This is a genomic window from Flavobacterium cheonhonense (assembly GCF_035671315.1).
GTDB lineage: Bacteria > Bacteroidota > Bacteroidia > Flavobacteriales > Flavobacteriaceae > Flavobacterium > Flavobacterium cheonhonense.
The window spans coordinates 131,573-150,201 of the sequence record NZ_JAXAVY010000005.1; the positions used below are offsets into that span (position 1 = coordinate 131,573).

Below are 18,629 nucleotides of genomic sequence, written 5' to 3' on the forward strand. Positions count from 1 at the left end.
TAAAGGGTAGCGTATTTGTACAAGTTTTTTTCAAACAAAGCTTTCCTCAATCACCTTAATCGCCTCCAAAAAGTCAATGCTTTTTACCTCTTCAAAAAAGTCAATTTCCGTTTCGTGCGGCAGGAAATCCGAGATGATACGCAGGATAAAGTCTTGTGGTTTTTTTAAGTACATGAAGGTATAGTCCTCCATATTGATTACGGTTTGTTCCGCCAAATCGGTAGTTCGGACGAATTTATCGGAGGTTAGTGAGGCAAGTGTGGCCTGTTTGGTTTTAGGTTCGGTGAACAAAGGTTTGCCATTTTCAAATAGGCCTCCTTCGTAGCCGTATAGCGTGGCTTGGGTTATTTCGATGGGCTTCCCGAATTGCAGATGGGCGGGTAAGTTACTTTCTTTGCCTACTATGGCGGCAAATCCGAGTAAAACGCAAACATCATGTTTGGGTAAATGCATCAGGGCTTTAGCAGTACTTTCTCGGCCGATACCGGATACGATTACTTTGTAGTCATTTTGCAAGTTGGGCATTCGAGCCAAAGCATTGAGGGCTTTTTCTTGCTCAATATCCATAGGGGTTAAGAGGATGATTTTCATTTTTTTTTGGATTGCCATTTTAAACAATTGAAAGCCTACTATTTAAGCGGTAGGCCTTTGAGTCCAGGTTGGTGATGTTAAGCTTTTGCCACCAAGTACTCCGGCACTTCATTCGGCATTTTGGCTATTTCCAGCGCCATGCTGCCTTCTTGGATGTCGTCGAGTAACCATTGCCCTTCGCTGTATTCCAAGAACCATACATAGTCTAATTCGTCATAGCCTTTTTTGCCTTCCACCACTTTTTGGGTCTCGCGGTCGATGAGGTAATCTTCGGCTACTACGGTTATTGCTATGGCGATGCGCGAGTTTTCAAAGTTGGGCTCTTCGCTGATTTCCAAATACAACGGTCTCACTTTGGTAATGTCTTTGAGACGGGAAATATTTTGGAGATTTTCCTTTTTCCATCGGTCTAAATACACTTCCTGTTGGTTTTGCCAGTACCAATGGTTAACGTATTGTTTTACCTGACTCAAGTCTTCTTCTTGCCAAGCCTGATATACCCTTCTGATGATGTTGTGAAACTCTTTTTGCAATTGCAACCAATGAAAGGCTTTGTGTTCTTTGCTGAGTTGTGCCAGTATTTTTTTAATCTCACGCGCTTTGCGGTATGCTATCAAGCGCATGTAGATAATGAGCGGTAGGAAGATCACCGTGAGCAGTATCAAAATTAATTTGCCCCACCAAGTTCTAAAAAAGGCTTTGGCTACCGTGCCGCCGGGTCCTGCATAAACGGGGTCTATGGTGAAACAGATGATGATTAGGGTTAATACCACTAACCATTCTTTTTTGCTTAGGTTCATAGCTTAGGTATTTAAGTTGATGATACGGATTAGGCTAAAAAGTCCCATCAAACAAAGGATGGCAATGTAGCGGTATTGTTTGACCGTATAGTGTTTTTTACGCCAAAAATAGATACTAAACCCCAAAAAGGCTAGGGTAAAACCGATTAAGAAATAAATTTCAGCCGTATCGTTTTTCAGCACTTGTCCGCTAGGCAATTGGATGGTTTGGACTTCTTTGGTAAAATAGAGCACCTGTAAAGTAACCTCGTCACCTTCGTTTACTTGGTTGTAAATGGCTTCGGTGAATTGGTCGTTGTTGTTCACAAAATCGATGGAGTAGGTGGTGTTGCCCAGTTTGGCGCTGCGGCTGGTGTGTTTGTACTCGACCACTGTTTCCATTTTTTGGAGCGGTAAAAATTGTTCGGCTAAAGTAAGTAACCCGGCTATAAAGGGGATTATCAAGGCCGTTTTGGCGAGGGTGTAATATTTTTCGGTGTCCATGGTTTTTTAGGTGGTAGCGGTGTTATTTTTTAATAAACTTGGCGGTCATTTTTTCATTTTCAGCATAGGCTTCCAAAATGTACATTCCATTGGCCAGCATGGCAATGTTTAGCGTGTTGGTATTGTTGTATTGTTCCAGCACGGTTTTGCCATTGGAGTCGGTTATTTTGATTTTAGTAATCGGATTGCCTCCTGAGGTTTGCCATTGCAGCAGTTCGTTTACCGGATTTTGACTGAGGGTAATCGTCTGATTTTTAAAGGAAGCGTTGCTTAAAGCGTCACGGGATAATTTTACAACCCAACAATCGGCGCCTCCTTGGTTGGCGGTAACATCACCATTGGCGGCACTGTTGTAGCCCACTACAATATAGCCGTTATCGTTGGCATTGAGTAGGGCTGCCATACCGTCGGCAGCGGTGCTTCCTATTGATTTTTGCCATTGTAAAATACCGTTGGCATTGAGTTTTGCCACCCAGCCATCATACCCTCCGTGATTACCCGTAACTTGGCCATTGGTAGAGCCACTGTTTCCTGCTATTATATAGCCACCATCCGGAGAGGGTTGTATGCCGTAAGCAATTTCTAAACTCGACCCTCCCAGTGCGGTTTGCCACAGTAAGTTGCCACTGCTGTTTAACTTTAGGACCCAATAATCATAGAGTCCGTTATTGCCGGTCACGTTGCCATTAGTAGAAGCAGTGATTCCGCCCACTATATAGCCACCATCGGCGGTAATTTGGATGCAGGTTGGTTCGTCACCACCGGATCCTCCGTAGGATTGTTGCCATTGGATATTGCCCGTTGCATCGAGTTTTACTATCCAATAATCAAAGCTCCCTTGGTTGCCAATTACGTCGCCATTAGTAGAACTACTGAGGGCTGCCATGATAAAGCCACCATCGGCTGTAGTCATAAAGGCTTCAGCCTCGTCGGTACCGGTACCGCCTAATGATTTTTGCCATAGCAGGTTACCTGTTGCGTCTGTTTTTACTATCCAAGCGTCGTAGTTACCGTGGTTACCGGATACGTCACCATTGTTAGAATTGCTGGCGCCTGCTATGATGTAACCACCATCGGCAGTAGCTTGAATGACTTCAGCTTCTTCATTGCTTGAACCACCGAATGTTTTTTGCCATTGGATGTTGCCCGAGGCATTGAGTTTTACCACCCAATAGTCGTTGAGTCCACCGTGGTTTCCGGTTACATCGCCGTCGTTTGAGCCGGTGCTTCCCGCTATGATGTAACCGCCATCTGCAGTGTTGGCTACGCTGCGCGCTACTTCGTTAGCACTGCCTCCTAGTGATTTTTGCCACTGCAGGGTTCCGGTTGCATTGAGTTTTACTACCCAGCAATCGGCATTGCCTTGATTGGCAGTAAGGTTGCCGTTGTTGGAAGTACTGCTGCCCACCATAATGTAGCCGCCGTCCGGAGTGGGTTGCATGTCGTAGGCGTAGTCATTACCGCTACCTCCATAGGATTGTTGCCATTGGATTACAGGGGCTTGCGCCATGCTAAAGTGGGTTATTAGCAAGGTTGTGATGCGTATGAGTAAGGCGCGTCTTTTTTTCACGGGTGTTTATCGGTTACCGTATTGAGTGAACGGTATAATTAATTCATAAAGTGTAGCTTACAAAAATAGCAAAATAAATAAGTGCTATGGGGTAATCGTGTCAGCATTCGCTCCCACAAGCCACAGCGGTTTTTAATACATTGGGTTCATTTTCTTCTTTAGTTTTCGGGGTACGGTTGTTATTCTAACACTATTTTTTTTAGCGCAATCCCTTCGGGGGTGGTAATTTTTACCAAATAAATTCCTTTCGCATAATGGCTTAAATTGATTTGGTGTTGCGTGGTCGTTTCCATCAAACTTCCGCTGATATTGTAAACTTCCACCTTTGTTAAAGTATCCGATTCAATTACCAATAGCCCTGAGGTTGGGTTAGGGTACACTTTAAGGTGTTGTATGTTAAAGGCCTCTTGGCTTAGCGGAAGTACAAAATCGGATATCGTAATTTGTACGGTATTGGTGGTAATGGGCAGGTTATAATCGAAGTAGATGTTGGCATCATTGTTCACCACTATACCATTGGCCAGTGCATTGTACGTTGCCGCTTTGAACTTTACGAAACCATGAGACCCCGGTTCGTTTACGCTGCTGTGGGGGAGGTTGATGTTGTTGAACGTAAATTCTAAAACCGGTGTCTCTGTACCGGTAATGTTGATGGTGTAAGGATGTGAACTTACGCCCCATTGGATGGTAGCCGGATCGAGATAAGGCGATAGGGTGTCTTTGATGACCACTTTATAGGCTGTATCCGTGCCTGTATTTTGGAACCGTATCATGTAGTCTAATTCGGTACCGGCTCTCACGTAATGATTTTCGGTGATGCCTGTTGGGCTGACCAATTTATCATTGGGATCGTAGCTGTCGATGATTTTCAAGCAGTCTGTTTCTATGCTAATCTCTTCATCATCCATTGGCATTGCATTTACAAATCCGGTGCTGAATATTCCATTGGTACTGCCGCAGCCTTCGATTGTTTCTTGGGCAAAACTGCTACCGGAGTATAAAGGATGTTGGTCTACTTCGAGTCGGATGGTTTGACCGTTAGCCGGATAATTTACTATGGTGCTTTCTCCTCCGTTGAGTTGGAATGTTTCGGTAATGGCCAAACCGTTATCTGCATAAATTCGATAATTTCTTGGGGTTCCCATGTTGCCTAAACCGGGTAGCGCGGCATTTGTAATGGTGAATTGGACTTCTGCATTATTGTTACAAGTTCCTGATACTCTGATTAACGATTTGTCCCAATTGGCATAATTCGGGTCGAGGGTAGCGGCACAATCATTAGTCGGGGTAATCCAAGCTTTGGTACACTGAGACCGTCCGGTTATGCCTTCAATACATTCGGTATGGTCTACTATATGGATGACACCCGATTGGTTGGGTGCCAATGTACCTACGTTAAAAACATAGTGCCCTTGAGGGTTTACGGTGTGCGGATGGTTGGCCGAGATGAAAGTTACAAATTCCGGAAGGTCGACTGTGATGGCAACATTTTGCGCAACGGCTAAGCCCGAATTGCGGTAGCTGACATAAGTATTGCTGTCAAAACACCTTCTGCGTCGATCGCTGGCTATGTCAACACTCAGCAGCGAACAATAATCCAGTTCTACCGGAAAATTAACGTTATCCGCATCTTGCCCCATGGTGGTTAGGGTTACATTTTGTTGGGTATAACAGTTTTGGTGGATTAGAGCATTTTGTACCGGATTGGGTAGTATGCTCACGGTGTAGGCGCCTATTTCGACCGGAATATCGTAGTGTCCGTTGGTATCGCTTATCGAAAAGCGATTGACCCCATTAGCGTCTGTTGCCTTAACGATTACAGCATTTTGAACGATGTCATTGGTGTTTTGAATACAATTGGTATCCAGGTCTTCAAACACGGTACCGGTAATATTGCAGCGGTTGGCCGAGAGGTTGAAATCTGTCAGCTCGCCAAATAAAGCATCTCCGGAGTTGTTGGTAATACTATTAGCCCCTGAGTTATACGTAAAAGTACCATCGATTCGGGTGGCATAGACCAGCTTGCCGTTATGGTACTCTACGTTACTAACATGCGTATTGGCTCCTCCAACTTCGGTTATCCATTTGACTTGTTGTAATATATCCATCTTGGCCACAAAACCTTTGTAGCCCGATAAGGTTGCTGTACCGGGACTGATACCCACGGTAATTTGTCCGTTAAATTGTCCGGTTACGTATGCCTCATTAAACTCATTAAAAGTAATGGATGACATTCGCAAACTGTAGGAAGAAGGGTAAATGTGTTCGGTAATAATGTTTCCGTTACCGGTGTAAAAACCAACCAGTCCATACGGTTCACTACCGGGCGTATAACCGGTGACCCCAATGATCCCTGATGGGCTGATGTCTAAAGCGGTAGCCGAATGATATCCGTAGTTGTCTTGATCCAATATGCGTCGTATCCAGTTTAGGTTACCGTTTAAGTTATAGGATACCAGTAAAATTCCTTTGTCTACAGAACCATTGAAAGGCATGGGCACGTTATCAAAATACACTTGTCCTTCCCCTTTGGCCAGGACAATAAGTTCGTTGGTTTGCGGGTTAACTTTCAAATCAACGCCGTAGGCAAAGGTATTATGAGGCATCCCACCTGCTTTTTTGGCCCATAGGATAGTACCATTAGGTTGGTATTTGGCTACCAGCAAATCTTGCGTAGTAAAGGTAGAAGGATTGGTTAGGGTAATTGTTCCACCCAATGTAATTGATGAGTCATACGATCCGGTTAGGTAGACGTTTCCTGTGGCATCGGTGGTTATTTCTTCAAAGGTGCTGGCTACAGTGCCTGAATCGTGCCACAAATAATCGCCGTTGGTATTCACTTTGAGCAGTACACCTTCGCCACCATATTGGCCAATGGAGCCAATGCCGCTTAAGATTTGACTGTTGTAGCTAATGTTGAATCCTTTGGCTGTGAATGTAATATAAATATCGCCAAAGGGGTCTATGTGGATATCAGTTGCTTCATCAAAATAAGAGGTATCATTGCCACCGATTGTTTTCATCCAGACCAATTGTTTGTTGGAGTCGAGTTTGGCAAAAAAAGCATCGCCGCGTCCGTTGGCAGGATAAGATACACCATTGAACTCGAAGGTATTCCCGCCAGACGAGCTTGAAGAATCACCGATAAAATAGCCTAAGATATAAGTGTTTCCGGCGGCATCTTTTGTTGCTTTTGTGCCATATTCATAACCGATTCCAGTAGCAGCAGTAGCCCAATGAAACGGTTGGGATTGCACACTAACAACTTGTAATAATAACCAAAGGCTTAGGAGTAATTTTATTCGCATGGATCCGGTTTAAAGGGTTAAAGGTATTCATTTATCGTTTATTCTTACGCCTTGCCCTACATTTTTTTGTTTTGCCTTGCCAAGCTTTTACTTCGTTGCGTTAAAACCAGTTAACTGAGTGGAGTAGTGCATTAGAATGCTATTTAAGATAAACATCCTTATTACGTCACTTCGAGTGATTTATAAGTATAAAAACGTTAGTTTTTGTAGTTATAAATTGTATCGACTCGAGCATAGCGAACAGAGCGTAAGCTAGAAGCCCTATCAATACAACGGTTCTCGATACGCTCTGCGAGCTACTCGAACTGACGGGAGTAGTAGTCATTTAGAACCTTATTTTCAATAGGGTAGCGAGGGATATAATATAAACTTTCATAATGTTCAGATTAGCTAAAGTTGTGGCCAAAAAATATTTTTTGAAAAAAATGCCACCTTTTTGTGGCCAAAAAAAGCATTTAGAAAAAATTGGCCACAACACTGTGGCAAAATTTTCTTTTTGATAAAGTTGGCCACAAAAAAAAAGTTATGAAAAGGGAAAGGCTATAAGTGATTGATTATGCCTACATCGGTGCGAGGCAGCTCGATTATGGCAAGTTTCTTAGGTTCCCGCGTGGTCTATCAACACCAAATACAGTATCAATATTTTTTTAATTGCTATATAAGGATTGACTCCGTCGAATTGCCGCAATAGTTTTTTTGTCCCTGTTTAAAAATCATTATTTTTACACAAACCAACCACTCATGTGTTTTTATTTTGGCTTACCCGAAAATGTAGGAGTTGTAAAAAAGCGTTTCAAACGCGAGGTATTGCCTTTGCCGGGTTATGAACCTAACGAAAAGTTTAACGGCTTTGCTCATCCTCAAAACCTGGTGATTACCAATGATGCTCCCGAACTGATTATCACTGCACATTGGGGTTTGTTGCCTCATTGGAGCAAAGACCTAAGTTTTAGAAAAAACACCCTCAACGCCAGGATAGAAACCATTGACAGCTTGCCGAGTTTTAAAGACTACAATAATAACCGCTGCCTGATACCGGCTTCTCGCTTTTACGAGTGGCAGCACCAAGGCAAAACCAAAATCCCGCACATCATAGTGAGCAGCGAGCACGAAAGCGACTTGTTTTGTTTTGCCGGTTTGTATGCTGACTGGGTCAATCCTGAAAACGGCAGCCCCATGCGAACGTACACCATACTCACCACCGAGGGGAATACCACCATGAAGTATGTGCACAATACTAAGGAACGCATGCCGGTTATATTGCACCAGGCCGATGAGGAGGCTTGGCTACAAGGCACACCCCTACATGCGTTTGCTTATCCGTATAGTTGTAGTTTGGCGGCTTTTAAGTTGTAGAAAGCGTTTTTTGGGCTTAAATAATTCAATTTAACCCCATTTAACGGCACAGTTTGTGTTGTATGGGTGGAAATTATTTAATAATGGCTCGAAGAAAACTACTGCTGCTCGCTTTACTTGTATTGGCTGTTGCCACTGTAATAACGGTTTATAATGCAACTAAACCGAAACCCCAATCGGATATATATATATCCAGCCTTTGGGTGAAGTATCGCCGGAGTATTTGACTTTTCTCCAACAATCGGTTCATCGTTTTTATGGGTATCAATGTGTGGTCAAACCTGCCGTTCCGTTGACGCCCGATTTGTTAGCCGCCAGCCAAACCCGTTATGAAGCGAGTAAGATACTCCAACAATTTAACAGTCCGCAAAACCTATTGCTGGTTACCACCCAAGACATCGCGCACCGCAAAAGCGATGTACAACCTGAATATGGTATTTTTGGTTTGGGTTATCGACCGGGTACTACTAGTGTGGTTTCCACCTTTCGTTTGCATCGCAAGGTTAGTCGGGCTAAATGTTTGGAACGTTTGGAGAAAGTAGCCCTGCACGAAATAGGGCATAACTTAGGCTTACCGCATTGTACTCATGACAAACACTGTATGATGCAAGCCGCCCAAGGCACTATCAAACAGGTAGATTTGGAAAAAGTTTGGTTTTGTGAGGTGTGTAGGGGGAAGATTTAGTTTAATTAGAGTATTTAATCCTTCTGCCGGTCTCAGATTGTTTTACCCTTTTTCCCAATTTAATTTTATAAACCGTCTTAAACGTCCAATTCCCCTTTTTGTCGTATTTATACTCATACGCATAATCTGAAGATTGGATGACATCTCCTTGTTTATTTTTTTGAATATCGGAATCATCGTTATTGGTGTAGTTTATTTTCCCTAAGGTTTCAGAAATCATTTCACCATTGTTATTATAATATTGGGTTGTCATGGTATTATTAGGGTAGTCGTAGGCAACTTGTTCCATACCATAAGGATTTCCTTTACCGTCGGTAGTTATTAATTCAACGGTATTGCCTTGTTCATCATTTTTCATCATGGTTATTCTAAAAATTTGCTGATTTTTATCTTTTTCAACAGTCTTTACCAAATATTCCTTTGCATCATATTCGTGAAAAGAGGTTTCGCAAGTGTATCCCAACAATTTATGCCATCTTTCAAGCTTTCTCCCCATGTTTTTAACACCGGTCGAATCGTATTGCCAGGTTAGTCGCTCTGTAAGTGTACCCTCTTCATTAAAACGCTGTTCAGAAATAACCCTGTTTTGCGCGTTTAAGGTGGCTACGTATTTTTTTTTCTCGATGGTCCCATTGGTGTTATAAAATGTAACATGGGTGGTTACTTCGCTCACCGGATAATCACTTCTCAAATCTTCCGATTTGTTGAGGTTCAATGCGGTGCTAACATTTTGAGCATAACCGGTAGCTGTAATAAAACAGAGTAGGAGCGTGATGTATTTCATGGTTGTAGTATTAAGATGGTAATTTAATTCATTTGTAAGAAGATCTACAAACATATTCAAATTACACTATTTTGGTTGATTTACTGTAAGGAATAAACAGCATCATTTAAACCTTATCATATTTAGACATTTTGGGTAATGGATGCAGCTTAAAAATCCCCGAATTTTCCTTTTCTCAATATCAAATCGCTTCCACATTGCAGACATTTTTTTACATCTACTAATGGACAAACTTTTCATTACGATTGTTTCTTAATGTCATTACCTTTTTCTGTCAACAAATACCTTTGTTTAGGATGATTTGGACTATCCGGGTATTTCATTTTAACTATTCCTGCTGCAAGTGCTGGCTCTAAATAGTTTTCACGGAAATTTTTTGGATCTTTTAATCCAAGTATTTCCTGAATTTCTGCTCTACTCAACTCATTGTTAAGGACTCTTATTAAATTGAGAACCTCCACAGAAGTTGAGGGGTACTTAGGGGGTACTTGGGGGGTACTTGGGGGGTACATGGTCTGAACTCCTACGGTACTTGGTCGGTAGAGTACTGCTTTGAAGTCATCCGATTGTTCAAAATCAGGTGCTTGGAGGTTGTTTTCTTTTGCGATGCGCATGATGTCGGCCGTTCCGGTTCCTAATCGCCGAAAGTTGTGGCCAAAAAATATTTTTTGAAAAAAATGTCACTCTTTTGTGGCCAAAAAAAACATTTAGAAAAAATTGGCCACAACACTGTGGCAAAATTTTCTTTTTGATAAAGTTGGCCACAAAAAAAGATTATGAAAAGGGAAAGCGCTACAAGTAATTGATCAGGCCTACATCGGCGCAAGGCTGCTCGATTATGGCAAGTCTCTTACGTTCCCGCGGGATTATCAACCACCAAGTTTTAAAACTATTGCAGTATCAATTTTTTTTTAATTGCTATGATAAGTATTGACTCCGTCGAATTGTATTTCGAGCGGGAGCGGAAGGGATTAATCATTTTATTTCTAAAACAACTCAGACCATTTTTGCATGGTTTTTTCAGTTCCACTTGCTGTGGTAGTTTCTATTTGAATCCCTGTTTTACTCATAAAACAATTCACCACAATATCAGCTGTTCCTGTAATTTCGTCTAAATCTTCTGTTTTGGCATTTTCATCCAAAGCTGTAAACTGACTTAATATTGCTTCGACAATATTTGCTGTAGCATACACAAAATTGTCACGACTAATGAATCCTGTGTTGGCAGCTTCGGCGTGAATCTTAACCTGAATGTTTTTCCCTTTAGTAGTGACCAATGTTAAATCGTCAATTGTAAATTTACCTGCCTGTATCTTAACAATATCTGTTTTTAATTTTTGTTCTACATTTTGTGCGTTGCAAAAAGCTGAAAAGGTTAAAACAACCAATAGTATAATTTTTTTCATAAATAATGATGTGAATAATTTAGCTGTAAAAATACACCTAATAGCATAAAAAAAACATTACCAATTAAATTTTCTGAACGATATATGATGTTTTTGATAGTCAAAAGGTGAATTGTATAAAACTTGGGGACGTTCAATATCACTGCAATTGTATCGTATGAGTACATTTCGGGTAATTGGTGCAACCTATAAAAGTGCTGAACTTTCCCTTTCTCAATATCAAATCGCTTCCACATTGCGGACATTTATGATCTCGAATGGCGTTTTCTCTCTTTTCGTTTTTTTGTTTGATTAATAGCCAAACTTACTATATTTGGTAGTACTTATTAATTTGTCTCTATATCTAAAAGGTATAGCAAACGCATTGACATGAACCACAAGAATATCATAGTTGCCATTGGAGAAGCTGTAAGAGGCGGAAAATACCTTAGCATAACCTATAAAAATAGAGAAGAAAAGGTAAACCATTTTTGGATTTCGATTTTAGATATCACCGAAGATGGCAAGATAGTGGTCGACATGTTCAATGTTATGAAAGACGAACCATTATTTAAAAAAACTATTTCAATTTCCGGTATTCAATCTGCTGAAATACTCAAGTTCTCCCATTACGATGTGCCACCCAAGTTGATTCAAAAATTAGAAGAAGATGAAAGTTTAGAAGTTTATGAATTTGACAGATACAACAACAATATTTTAAACTATTATTTAGAATGTCATAAAGCCAATAACGATCCTTTTCTACATAAAACACATTTAATATCCGAAATTGATTTACAGGAGCTGCAGGAACAAAGCCCTTACCAATTATCTAATGAGCAACAAAAACAAATCATCAAAGAAATATACCATAACGATTACAAGAAGTATTATGATTATAAACTGGCACTTTGCGAATTTTCTATTGATTTAGACTCCAGAGGTAAGTTTGTTGTGGCCTATCGAGAATTGACGTACGACCCGGTTAAGAGAACCATACAAATTGGGAATGCCACACAATTCAACCCTAATTTTTACATCAAAGATGTCAAACATTCTCTGTCTTATTACACCGATTTCAGTCCTTCGGATTTTGAAGAGGAATATATAAAAGACAAGACCGAGCTTATCAATCTATTATCGGATAATTTCAAATTGGGTGAACAACCCAATACCAGACCAGAAATAGTAGTTTTAGGCTATTCTAAAATTGATTTAGCTCCCGTTTTTGACGGCATAAATACCGAACACGAAAACCAAGAAATGCAGATTCCCTTAAAAGCATTTTTTAAAAATTCGTCACTGTTAGACCGTAAAAACAGAACAGAGCCTCATATTGTTCTGTATGACAATAATGTGAATATAGATCAGCTGCGAACTATTTATAATTCTTTGAAATATCCCGTAACCTATGTACAAGGTCCACCGGGCACAGGAAAAACACAAACTATTCTAAATATAGTAGTCAATTGTTTGACCAATAATAAAACCGTGCTCATCTCTTCCAATAACAATATTCCTATTGATGGGATTAAGGAGAAATTGAATTTAGGAAAATACAATAATAAAGAGATTTTAGTGCCTTTTATTCGCTTAGGAAACAGGCAATGTACCTTAGAAGCCTTACAGACCATCAAAAAGTTATATGAATACGAAACCAATGATGTCCCAAAGGAAAACCTCTTGCACAGCCTAAAGGAAAACTCCCGAGAGAAAAATAAACAATTGCTACTTAAATTACAGCATTACGAAGAACGGGCCGATTTAGAACAAAATTTAGGGTTTATTGACGGATTGCTTTCCAAAGGTAAGTATTGGTTATTGGAGCAGGAGAGAGAGAAATTAGTAAACAAGATCAATTCTATTCCTATAACTACTGATGAAGATGTAAAAGGTATCTTTGAAATTATAAAAGACAATTATAAACTACTACAGTTTTTTTATTTCGAATCCTTAAAGTATATCAAGAGATTAAAAGGTAAAGAGTACGCCGAACTAATAGCAATTCTGCACATTATTGACGAGAGCGAGCAAGTAAAAGAATTTAACACTTGGTTGAGTAATGATAAAAACTTAGAAAAGTTTACCAAAGTATTTCCCATTATACTCACTACCAATATTTCTTGCCGACGGTTAGGACAACGCTTCAAGTTTGATTTGTTGACTATAGATGAAGCGGGACAATGCGAAATTCCAACCAGTTTAATTCCCATTTCAAAATGCAAAAACATGGTCTTGATTGGTGATACCAATCAGTTAAAGCCTATTATTGTTTTTGACAAAGAGAAGAATATAAAGCTAATGAACCAGTTTCAAATTAGTGACGAGTATGATTATTACAACAACTCCATACTTTCTGCCTATAAAAAAATAGATACCATTTCACGAGAAATACTCTTGAGTTACCATTACCGTTGCGGAAAGAAAATTATTGATTATTCCAACAAACGTTTTTACGACCAACGATTAAACTTAAAAGCTGTGGGAACGGATGGCACCGTAAAATTACTCGCGGTAACCAATGCCAATCAAAAAAATAAGAATGGACAACTAGAGGAGGCGATGGCTATTGTAGAGTACATTAAAGAGAATAACTTATCCGAAGTTTTTATTTTAACACCGTTTAGAAATCAGGAAGAAGTTATCAATCATTACCTAAATGAAGCCAAAAGAGCAGGAGCCATCGACAATGCTGTAAGTTGTGGTACTATACACAAAGTGCAAGGACAAGAAAACAAAACTATTATCATCTCCACAGCCTTGTCCACTAAAACCTCTCCCAAAACCTATGATTGGATTAAAAACAACAGTGAACTATTAAATGTTGGCGTCACCAGAGCCAAAGAAAACCTGATTGTAGTAACCGACTTTGACGCTATCAAAACCTTATCACAAAAAGACGACGACTTATACGCCTTGATTGCCTATGCGTACCATAACGGCACTACCGAAATAGCCCAAAGTGAAGTGAATAAACTGACCATTGGATTTTCAAACAACTCCAAATTTGAAAATGAGTTTTATAAAACCATGCAACATTACTGCTCTTTACAAGAAACCCGATTCCGAAGAAATGTAAAAGTCATCGAAGTATTTCCGGAAGAGCGTGACAATCCTTTAGTAAACAAAAAAGAGTTTGATGGCGTCCTTTTTGAAAACAACCAACCTAAAGTAATCTTTGAAATCAACGGCGCAGAGCATTATAGCAGCAAAAAAACTATGAAATCCGATGCTGTAAAAATGGATTTAGTTCGTAGTAAGAACTTGGAAATGCTTTTAATACCCAACCAATATGTAAAGCATTACGAATTTATAAGGGAATTGATTAATAAGTTTAATGGGGATGTGTATCAAAGAACACTTTTTGATAATTATGATGTTATGGTTTAGCAATAACATAAAGTTTAACTTTAGCTCAATTTTTCACACTATTGTCACCCTGAGCTTGTCGAAGGGCTGAGCTAAGCCTGCCCTGAGCGCAGTCGAAGGGTCGAAGGGCCTCTCTACCACCAAACCCAATCAATAACTCTACTGTCACCCTGAGCTTGTCGAAGGGCTGAGCTGAGCCTGCACTGAGCGCAGTTGAAGGGTCGAAGGGCCTCTCTACCACCAAACCCAATCAATAACTCTACTGTCACCCTGAGCTTGTCGAAGGGCTGAGCCGAGTTTACCCTGAGCTGAGCCTGCCCTGAGCCTGCCGAAGGGAAGGGAAGGGAAGGGAAGGGAAGGGAAGGAATAAGAAGTCTCGACGGTTAGACCCAGCACGAAATACAATTATCAGTATAATATGTAAAAAATAAACCATACAATCGGATTTTTTTCGATTATCTGTATTTATTTTTACATAATTTAAAATAAATATGTATTTTTGAACATATATAATCGGATATATTTCGATTATTAGATGATAATTTTACATAATTAATTATAGTGGGCATGGATATTAAGCAACAATTATCAGAATACCGAGGGCAACTGATTACGCATCAGATGCTGGTAGCTTTATTAAAGGAATACAGTCGACCTAATGATAAAATAAAGATGTTGAAGGATGAAGGCATACTGCAATCCGTTAAACGCGGTTTTTACATAGCCGGTAGTGCCACAAATATTGCAAGACCTGAGCGGACTTTAATCGCGAACCACCTCTACGGCCCCAGTTATGTGTCTATGGAAGCAGCACTGATGTACTACGGACTAATACCGGAACGGGTTTATGGCATAACATCTATGACTACTAAGTCCTCTAAATCGTTCAGAACCCCTTTGGGGCTTTATACCTATACCTCACTTCCTTTGCCTTATTATTCCTTTGGATTGGAGACAGTAATAGTAAATACCAACCAGCAGGTAATAATGGCAACTCCTGAAAAAGCACTGGCTGACAAGATTGCCACAACACCGGGTATCATACTACGCAGTATGAGTAGCACAAAGAATTACCTTACGGAGGATTTAAGAATAGAATTATCTGATCTGAAAAATTTTGATACCACCGCCATGGCCACATGGTTATCGCATGCTCCTAAGAAAGACAGCCTCGAAATACTAATAAAAACAATACACAAATTATGATTAAAGAATGGCTAAACAGTTATAACCCTCAAAATAAGGAAGAGGCAGTACATGCCCTGCGTGAGATTATGCAGGAAATTGCGCTGGCTGGGCTTTACCGAGCCGGTTTTTTTGAAAAAGCTGCCTTTTATGGAGGAACGGCTCTCAGAATATTTTACGGACTGGATCGCTTTTCCGAAGACCTTGATTTTTCATTATTGGTACCTGACTCTAATTTTTCTCTCCAAAAATACCAAGAGGGTATTGTTACTGAATTTGCAGCACTTGGTATGCAGGTAAGCGTTTCAGAAAAGCAAAAAGCGGTAGAAAGTAATATCAATTCGGCTTTCTTAAAATCACAAACCATTTGGCGTGAGCTTATTTTGGAGGGGATTATACCACAAAACGGTATTGACCATATTGCCAATGTTAAAATTAAAATTGAAGTCGACAGAGAGCCGCCATTGGGGTTTGCCACTGAAGAGAAACTATTGCTAAAACCTTTTTCATTTTACGTAAAGTGCTTCGTACTGCCGGACCTTTTTGCAGGTAAGATGCATGCATTATTGTTCCGAAAATGGAAAAATAATGTTAAGGGACGTGACTGGTATGATATGGAATGGTATATTAAGAAAGGTACTCCGCTTGATCTCAATCATTTTTTATTACGGGCGCAGGACAGCAAAGACTGGGTTAAGGAAACAATAAGTGAAGCAGAATTCAGAGAACTACTGTCGGCTAAAATTGACATGGTGAATTTTAACTATGTCAAAGCTGATGCGTCGCGATTTATTAAAGACGTTTCCATTTTAGATATTTGGTCACCAAAGTATTTTCATGACCTTTCACAACACTTAAAAATCCAATAAGAATAGTATATTAAGTTTATATAAACAGCATACAAAGTCGAAAAGCAAAGCGGTATTATAAAATATTGCGTATTGCAATTTGCAATAGTGTTGCTTTTTTGATTGTTTAAGTACTATAAAGAATGACTTTTTGCAACCATATAAAATATACTAAACACAATCGAAAGTAAATTTTCAATAAAACGGCCTTCGTTTTATTTTCGAAAGTAAAAATTACCCTCACTAACCACAAAACCCAATCAAAAACCCAACTGTCACCCTGAGCTGAGTTTACCCTGAGCTTGCCGAAGGGAAGGGAAGGGAAGGGAAAGAAGGGAAAGACAAACTCCTCACCCCACCTCAAACCCCCACTGATAACTAATCACGGTATCCTTTTTCACAAAAACCAAATCCCGATTTTGGTAAGTAATGTTTTTTATAAAGGTGGTATTCTTGAAACGGTCTATTTCAAACGTGAAGTCATCTAGGTTCAGTGATTCTGAATTTACCATCAATTCATAAGTTCCGATAGTACCTATTTCGTTTTGAAGGATATAAATGCCTCGGGTATCCGTAAAAGAATATGGCTTCCTTTCTACATTGAATAACGGAAATAATACATTTTCATTGAAAAGTTCCGGTGTATTCAGTTTGGATACCTTTTTTCTGTTAAACCATAACTCAATTTGACTTTTAGTGTCATTTAGTATTCCGGAACATTTCTCTGCCGGCAAATCTTCAAGACTGCTATATTTTTTGTCTCTTAGCTTATAATAAAAGAAAGGATCCAACAATGCATCGATAATTGTTTTTTTAGTACCAATGATTCCTTTCCAATGCGCTATTACTTCATCAGGCAGTAGAATTCTTTTGATTTCGATGCCTGTGCCTAAAAGATTTATTTTGAGTTTGTTCATTAAAATAGCTGTTGGATTCGGATAGAGTGCAAAGATAAAGAGACTTTAAGACAGGAGTATTTTTTGACTAAAATTACCCCCAACATTACATAACACAATTAATAACACAATTGTCACCCTGAGCAAGCCTAGTTACCACATAATGCAATTAAGCGCACATTGTCAGTCTGAGCTTGTCGAAGACCCTTTCTAACCACAAATCCCAATCGACCACCACATTGTCACCCTGAGCCTGCCCTGAGCTTGCCGAAGGGAAGACCCTCTCCAACCAAAAATCCCATTCAAAAACGATATTGATTTTGTTATCTCCACAAGGATTCACAACTGAAATCCTCAAATATTTTTTCAAAATAAGCTTCCAGTACCGAAAACTGTTGGCTGTAAATACGGTTCTCTAAATACCTATCGGCCATTTGGGTTTTGTAGCTGAGTAGGTAGCTGTTAATTTTCTTTCTAATCAAAAGTTCCTTTGTTTTAAACGCTGCCATTTTTTTATAGTCGGAATGCCATTCAGCATATTTTATAGCGGTTCTGATGGCCGATATTTTACGGTGTTGTATATCAATCAGCGCCACTAATTCTGGAAAGTTGTGAATCATATAAGCTAGCTTAAATTGGTGCAGTACATGAAGTACACTATCCTGCACTTCGGGTATTTGTCAAAGCGTTTTTTAACCGCTTCGAGTTCGCCGAAGAAATCATCGCCCAGCCATTCCTTGTGGGTCAAACTTTGTTTTTTGCTCTCATAAATCTCGGGGTACAGCATTTCCAACTCTTTTTCGCCTATATCATTTAGGTCGAATAGTTTAGTATAGTCAAAAGAGAACAGATCGGAAAGATTGATGTAGGAGGCGTTTCGACACAGACGAACTTCTTCACTAAGAAAGTGGTACGCTTTTGCAATAACTTCACTACAGTCCACCGGCAGCCCTTTGCACATGGGGAACAATGATTGTGTTCCTTCATTTTCGAGGGTGATAAATAGGTAGTACAAGTTGGCACTGAAGAAATGCTCCAGGTTGTTGTAATAACAATTGATGGGCTCGGGGTCACTGCTTACAGGCACATATTCCCACAGCCCGATTTCTTCATCAAAAATCTCAAGGTGGCATATCGTCTCGTTCATGGTTAGCTTCTTTTATGCCAGGAGGCTCCTTTGGTGGTAGAATAGTAGAGGCCTTTGCTAGTGCTAAGCAGCAATTCTTTCCCACAATCAGCTAGGTCAAGAAGTGTCCCCATCATAGTGGTGGCTGTAAAACGATGATGCCAACTTCTGCCGTCCGTGATAGAATATTCAATACTGTTTTTAGTCGTGTTAATTCGGATTAGTTCTTTTTGGTGAATGATC

At 39.9% G+C, this 18,629-nt stretch carries 17 protein-coding genes; 5 read left to right on the top strand and 12 right to left on the bottom strand.

Going from position 1 to position 18,629, the window contains the following annotated elements:
- Window positions 1–30: 30 nt before the first annotated feature.
- From SK086_RS11480 to SK086_RS11500, 5 genes are all read right to left on the bottom strand, one after another.
- On the bottom strand, window positions 31–591 hold the full coding sequence (locus tag SK086_RS11480) for a hypothetical protein (protein ID WP_324691789.1): 561 nt from the start codon (window positions 589–591) through the stop codon (window positions 31–33).
- A 77-nt stretch (window positions 592–668) separates the two neighbouring features.
- Window positions 669–1,391 carry a Tim44 domain-containing protein gene (locus SK086_RS11485; protein ID WP_324691790.1) on the bottom strand — a complete coding sequence of 241 codons (723 nt, stop codon included), beginning with the start codon at window positions 1,389–1,391 and terminating at the stop codon, window positions 669–671.
- A 3-nt stretch (window positions 1,392–1,394) separates the two neighbouring features.
- Window positions 1,395–1,874 (bottom strand): hypothetical protein, encoded by a 480-nt coding sequence (locus tag SK086_RS11490; protein ID WP_324691793.1) that lies wholly within the window; start codon window positions 1,872–1,874, stop codon window positions 1,395–1,397.
- A gap of 22 nt (window positions 1,875–1,896) precedes the next feature.
- A complete protein-coding gene (locus tag SK086_RS11495; protein ID WP_324691794.1) occupies window positions 1,897–3,384 on the bottom strand; it encodes a T9SS type A sorting domain-containing protein in 1,488 nt (495 codons plus the stop codon).
- A gap of 239 nt (window positions 3,385–3,623) precedes the next feature.
- Entirely contained in the window at window positions 3,624–6,752 is a 3,129-nt protein-coding gene (locus SK086_RS11500) for a T9SS type A sorting domain-containing protein (RefSeq protein WP_324691796.1), read from the bottom strand.
- Window positions 6,753–7,493: 741 nt separating this feature from the next.
- Here SK086_RS11500 and SK086_RS11505 point away from each other — a divergent pair.
- A complete protein-coding gene (locus tag SK086_RS11505; RefSeq protein WP_324691798.1) occupies window positions 7,494–8,108 on the top strand; it encodes an SOS response-associated peptidase in 615 nt (204 codons plus the stop codon).
- A 199-nt stretch (window positions 8,109–8,307) separates the two neighbouring features.
- On the top strand, window positions 8,308–8,793 hold the full coding sequence (locus tag SK086_RS11510) for a matrixin family metalloprotease (protein ID WP_324691801.1): 486 nt from the start codon (window positions 8,308–8,310) through the stop codon (window positions 8,791–8,793).
- A 1-nt stretch (window position 8,794) separates the two neighbouring features.
- Here SK086_RS11510 and SK086_RS11515 read toward each other — a convergent pair whose 3' ends face one another.
- From SK086_RS11515 to SK086_RS13645, 4 genes are all read right to left on the bottom strand, one after another.
- Window positions 8,795–9,577 carry a hypothetical protein gene (locus SK086_RS11515; protein WP_324691802.1) on the bottom strand — a complete coding sequence of 261 codons (783 nt, stop codon included), beginning with the start codon at window positions 9,575–9,577 and terminating at the stop codon, window positions 8,795–8,797.
- 239 nt (window positions 9,578–9,816) lie between these two features.
- Window positions 9,817–10,191, bottom strand: a complete 375-nt coding sequence (locus tag SK086_RS11520) for a Fic family protein (RefSeq protein ID WP_324691803.1) — start codon at window positions 10,189–10,191, stop codon at window positions 9,817–9,819.
- Between the two features lie 372 nt (window positions 10,192–10,563).
- Window positions 10,564–10,983 carry a hypothetical protein gene (locus SK086_RS11525; RefSeq protein ID WP_290862925.1) on the bottom strand — a complete coding sequence of 140 codons (420 nt, stop codon included), beginning with the start codon at window positions 10,981–10,983 and terminating at the stop codon, window positions 10,564–10,566.
- 139 nt (window positions 10,984–11,122) lie between these two features.
- Window positions 11,123–11,275, bottom strand: a complete 153-nt coding sequence (locus tag SK086_RS13645; protein WP_407652327.1) for a topoisomerase DNA-binding C4 zinc finger domain-containing protein — start codon at window positions 11,273–11,275, stop codon at window positions 11,123–11,125.
- 77 nt (window positions 11,276–11,352) lie between these two features.
- Between SK086_RS13645 and SK086_RS11530 the strand changes: the two genes are divergently transcribed.
- The 3 genes from SK086_RS11530 (at window position 11,353) to SK086_RS11540 (ending at window position 16,385) form a co-directional block, all read left to right on the top strand.
- Window positions 11,353–14,352, top strand: coding sequence for a DEAD/DEAH box helicase (locus tag SK086_RS11530; protein WP_324691806.1), 3,000 nt, complete (start codon window positions 11,353–11,355; stop codon window positions 14,350–14,352).
- Window positions 14,353–14,898: 546 nt separating this feature from the next.
- The gene (locus SK086_RS11535) at window positions 14,899–15,537 is read left to right on the top strand and encodes a type IV toxin-antitoxin system AbiEi family antitoxin domain-containing protein (protein WP_324691807.1); all 639 of its coding nucleotides are present in this window, start codon (window positions 14,899–14,901) and stop codon (window positions 15,535–15,537) included.
- Window positions 15,534–16,385: a nucleotidyl transferase AbiEii/AbiGii toxin family protein gene (locus SK086_RS11540; protein ID WP_283239845.1), complete on the top strand. Its 852-nt coding sequence runs from the start codon at window positions 15,534–15,536 to the stop codon at window positions 16,383–16,385. Before SK086_RS11535 ends, SK086_RS11540 begins: the two co-directional genes overlap by 4 nt.
- Window positions 16,386–16,714: 329 nt before the next feature.
- Here the strand turns inward: SK086_RS11540 and SK086_RS11545 are convergent, their stop codons facing one another.
- The 3 genes from SK086_RS11545 to SK086_RS11555 all read right to left on the bottom strand — a co-directional run bounded on the left by SK086_RS11545 (window position 16,715) and on the right by SK086_RS11555 (window position 18,407).
- Entirely contained in the window at window positions 16,715–17,281 is a 567-nt protein-coding gene (locus SK086_RS11545) for a hypothetical protein (RefSeq protein WP_324691810.1), read from the bottom strand.
- Between the two features lie 302 nt (window positions 17,282–17,583).
- A complete protein-coding gene (locus SK086_RS11550) occupies window positions 17,584–17,880 on the bottom strand; it encodes a hypothetical protein (protein WP_324691811.1) in 297 nt (98 codons plus the stop codon).
- A gap of 5 nt (window positions 17,881–17,885) precedes the next feature.
- Window positions 17,886–18,407: a hypothetical protein gene (locus SK086_RS11555; protein ID WP_324691813.1), complete on the bottom strand. Its 522-nt coding sequence runs from the start codon at window positions 18,405–18,407 to the stop codon at window positions 17,886–17,888.
- Window positions 18,408–18,629 lie beyond the last annotated feature (222 nt).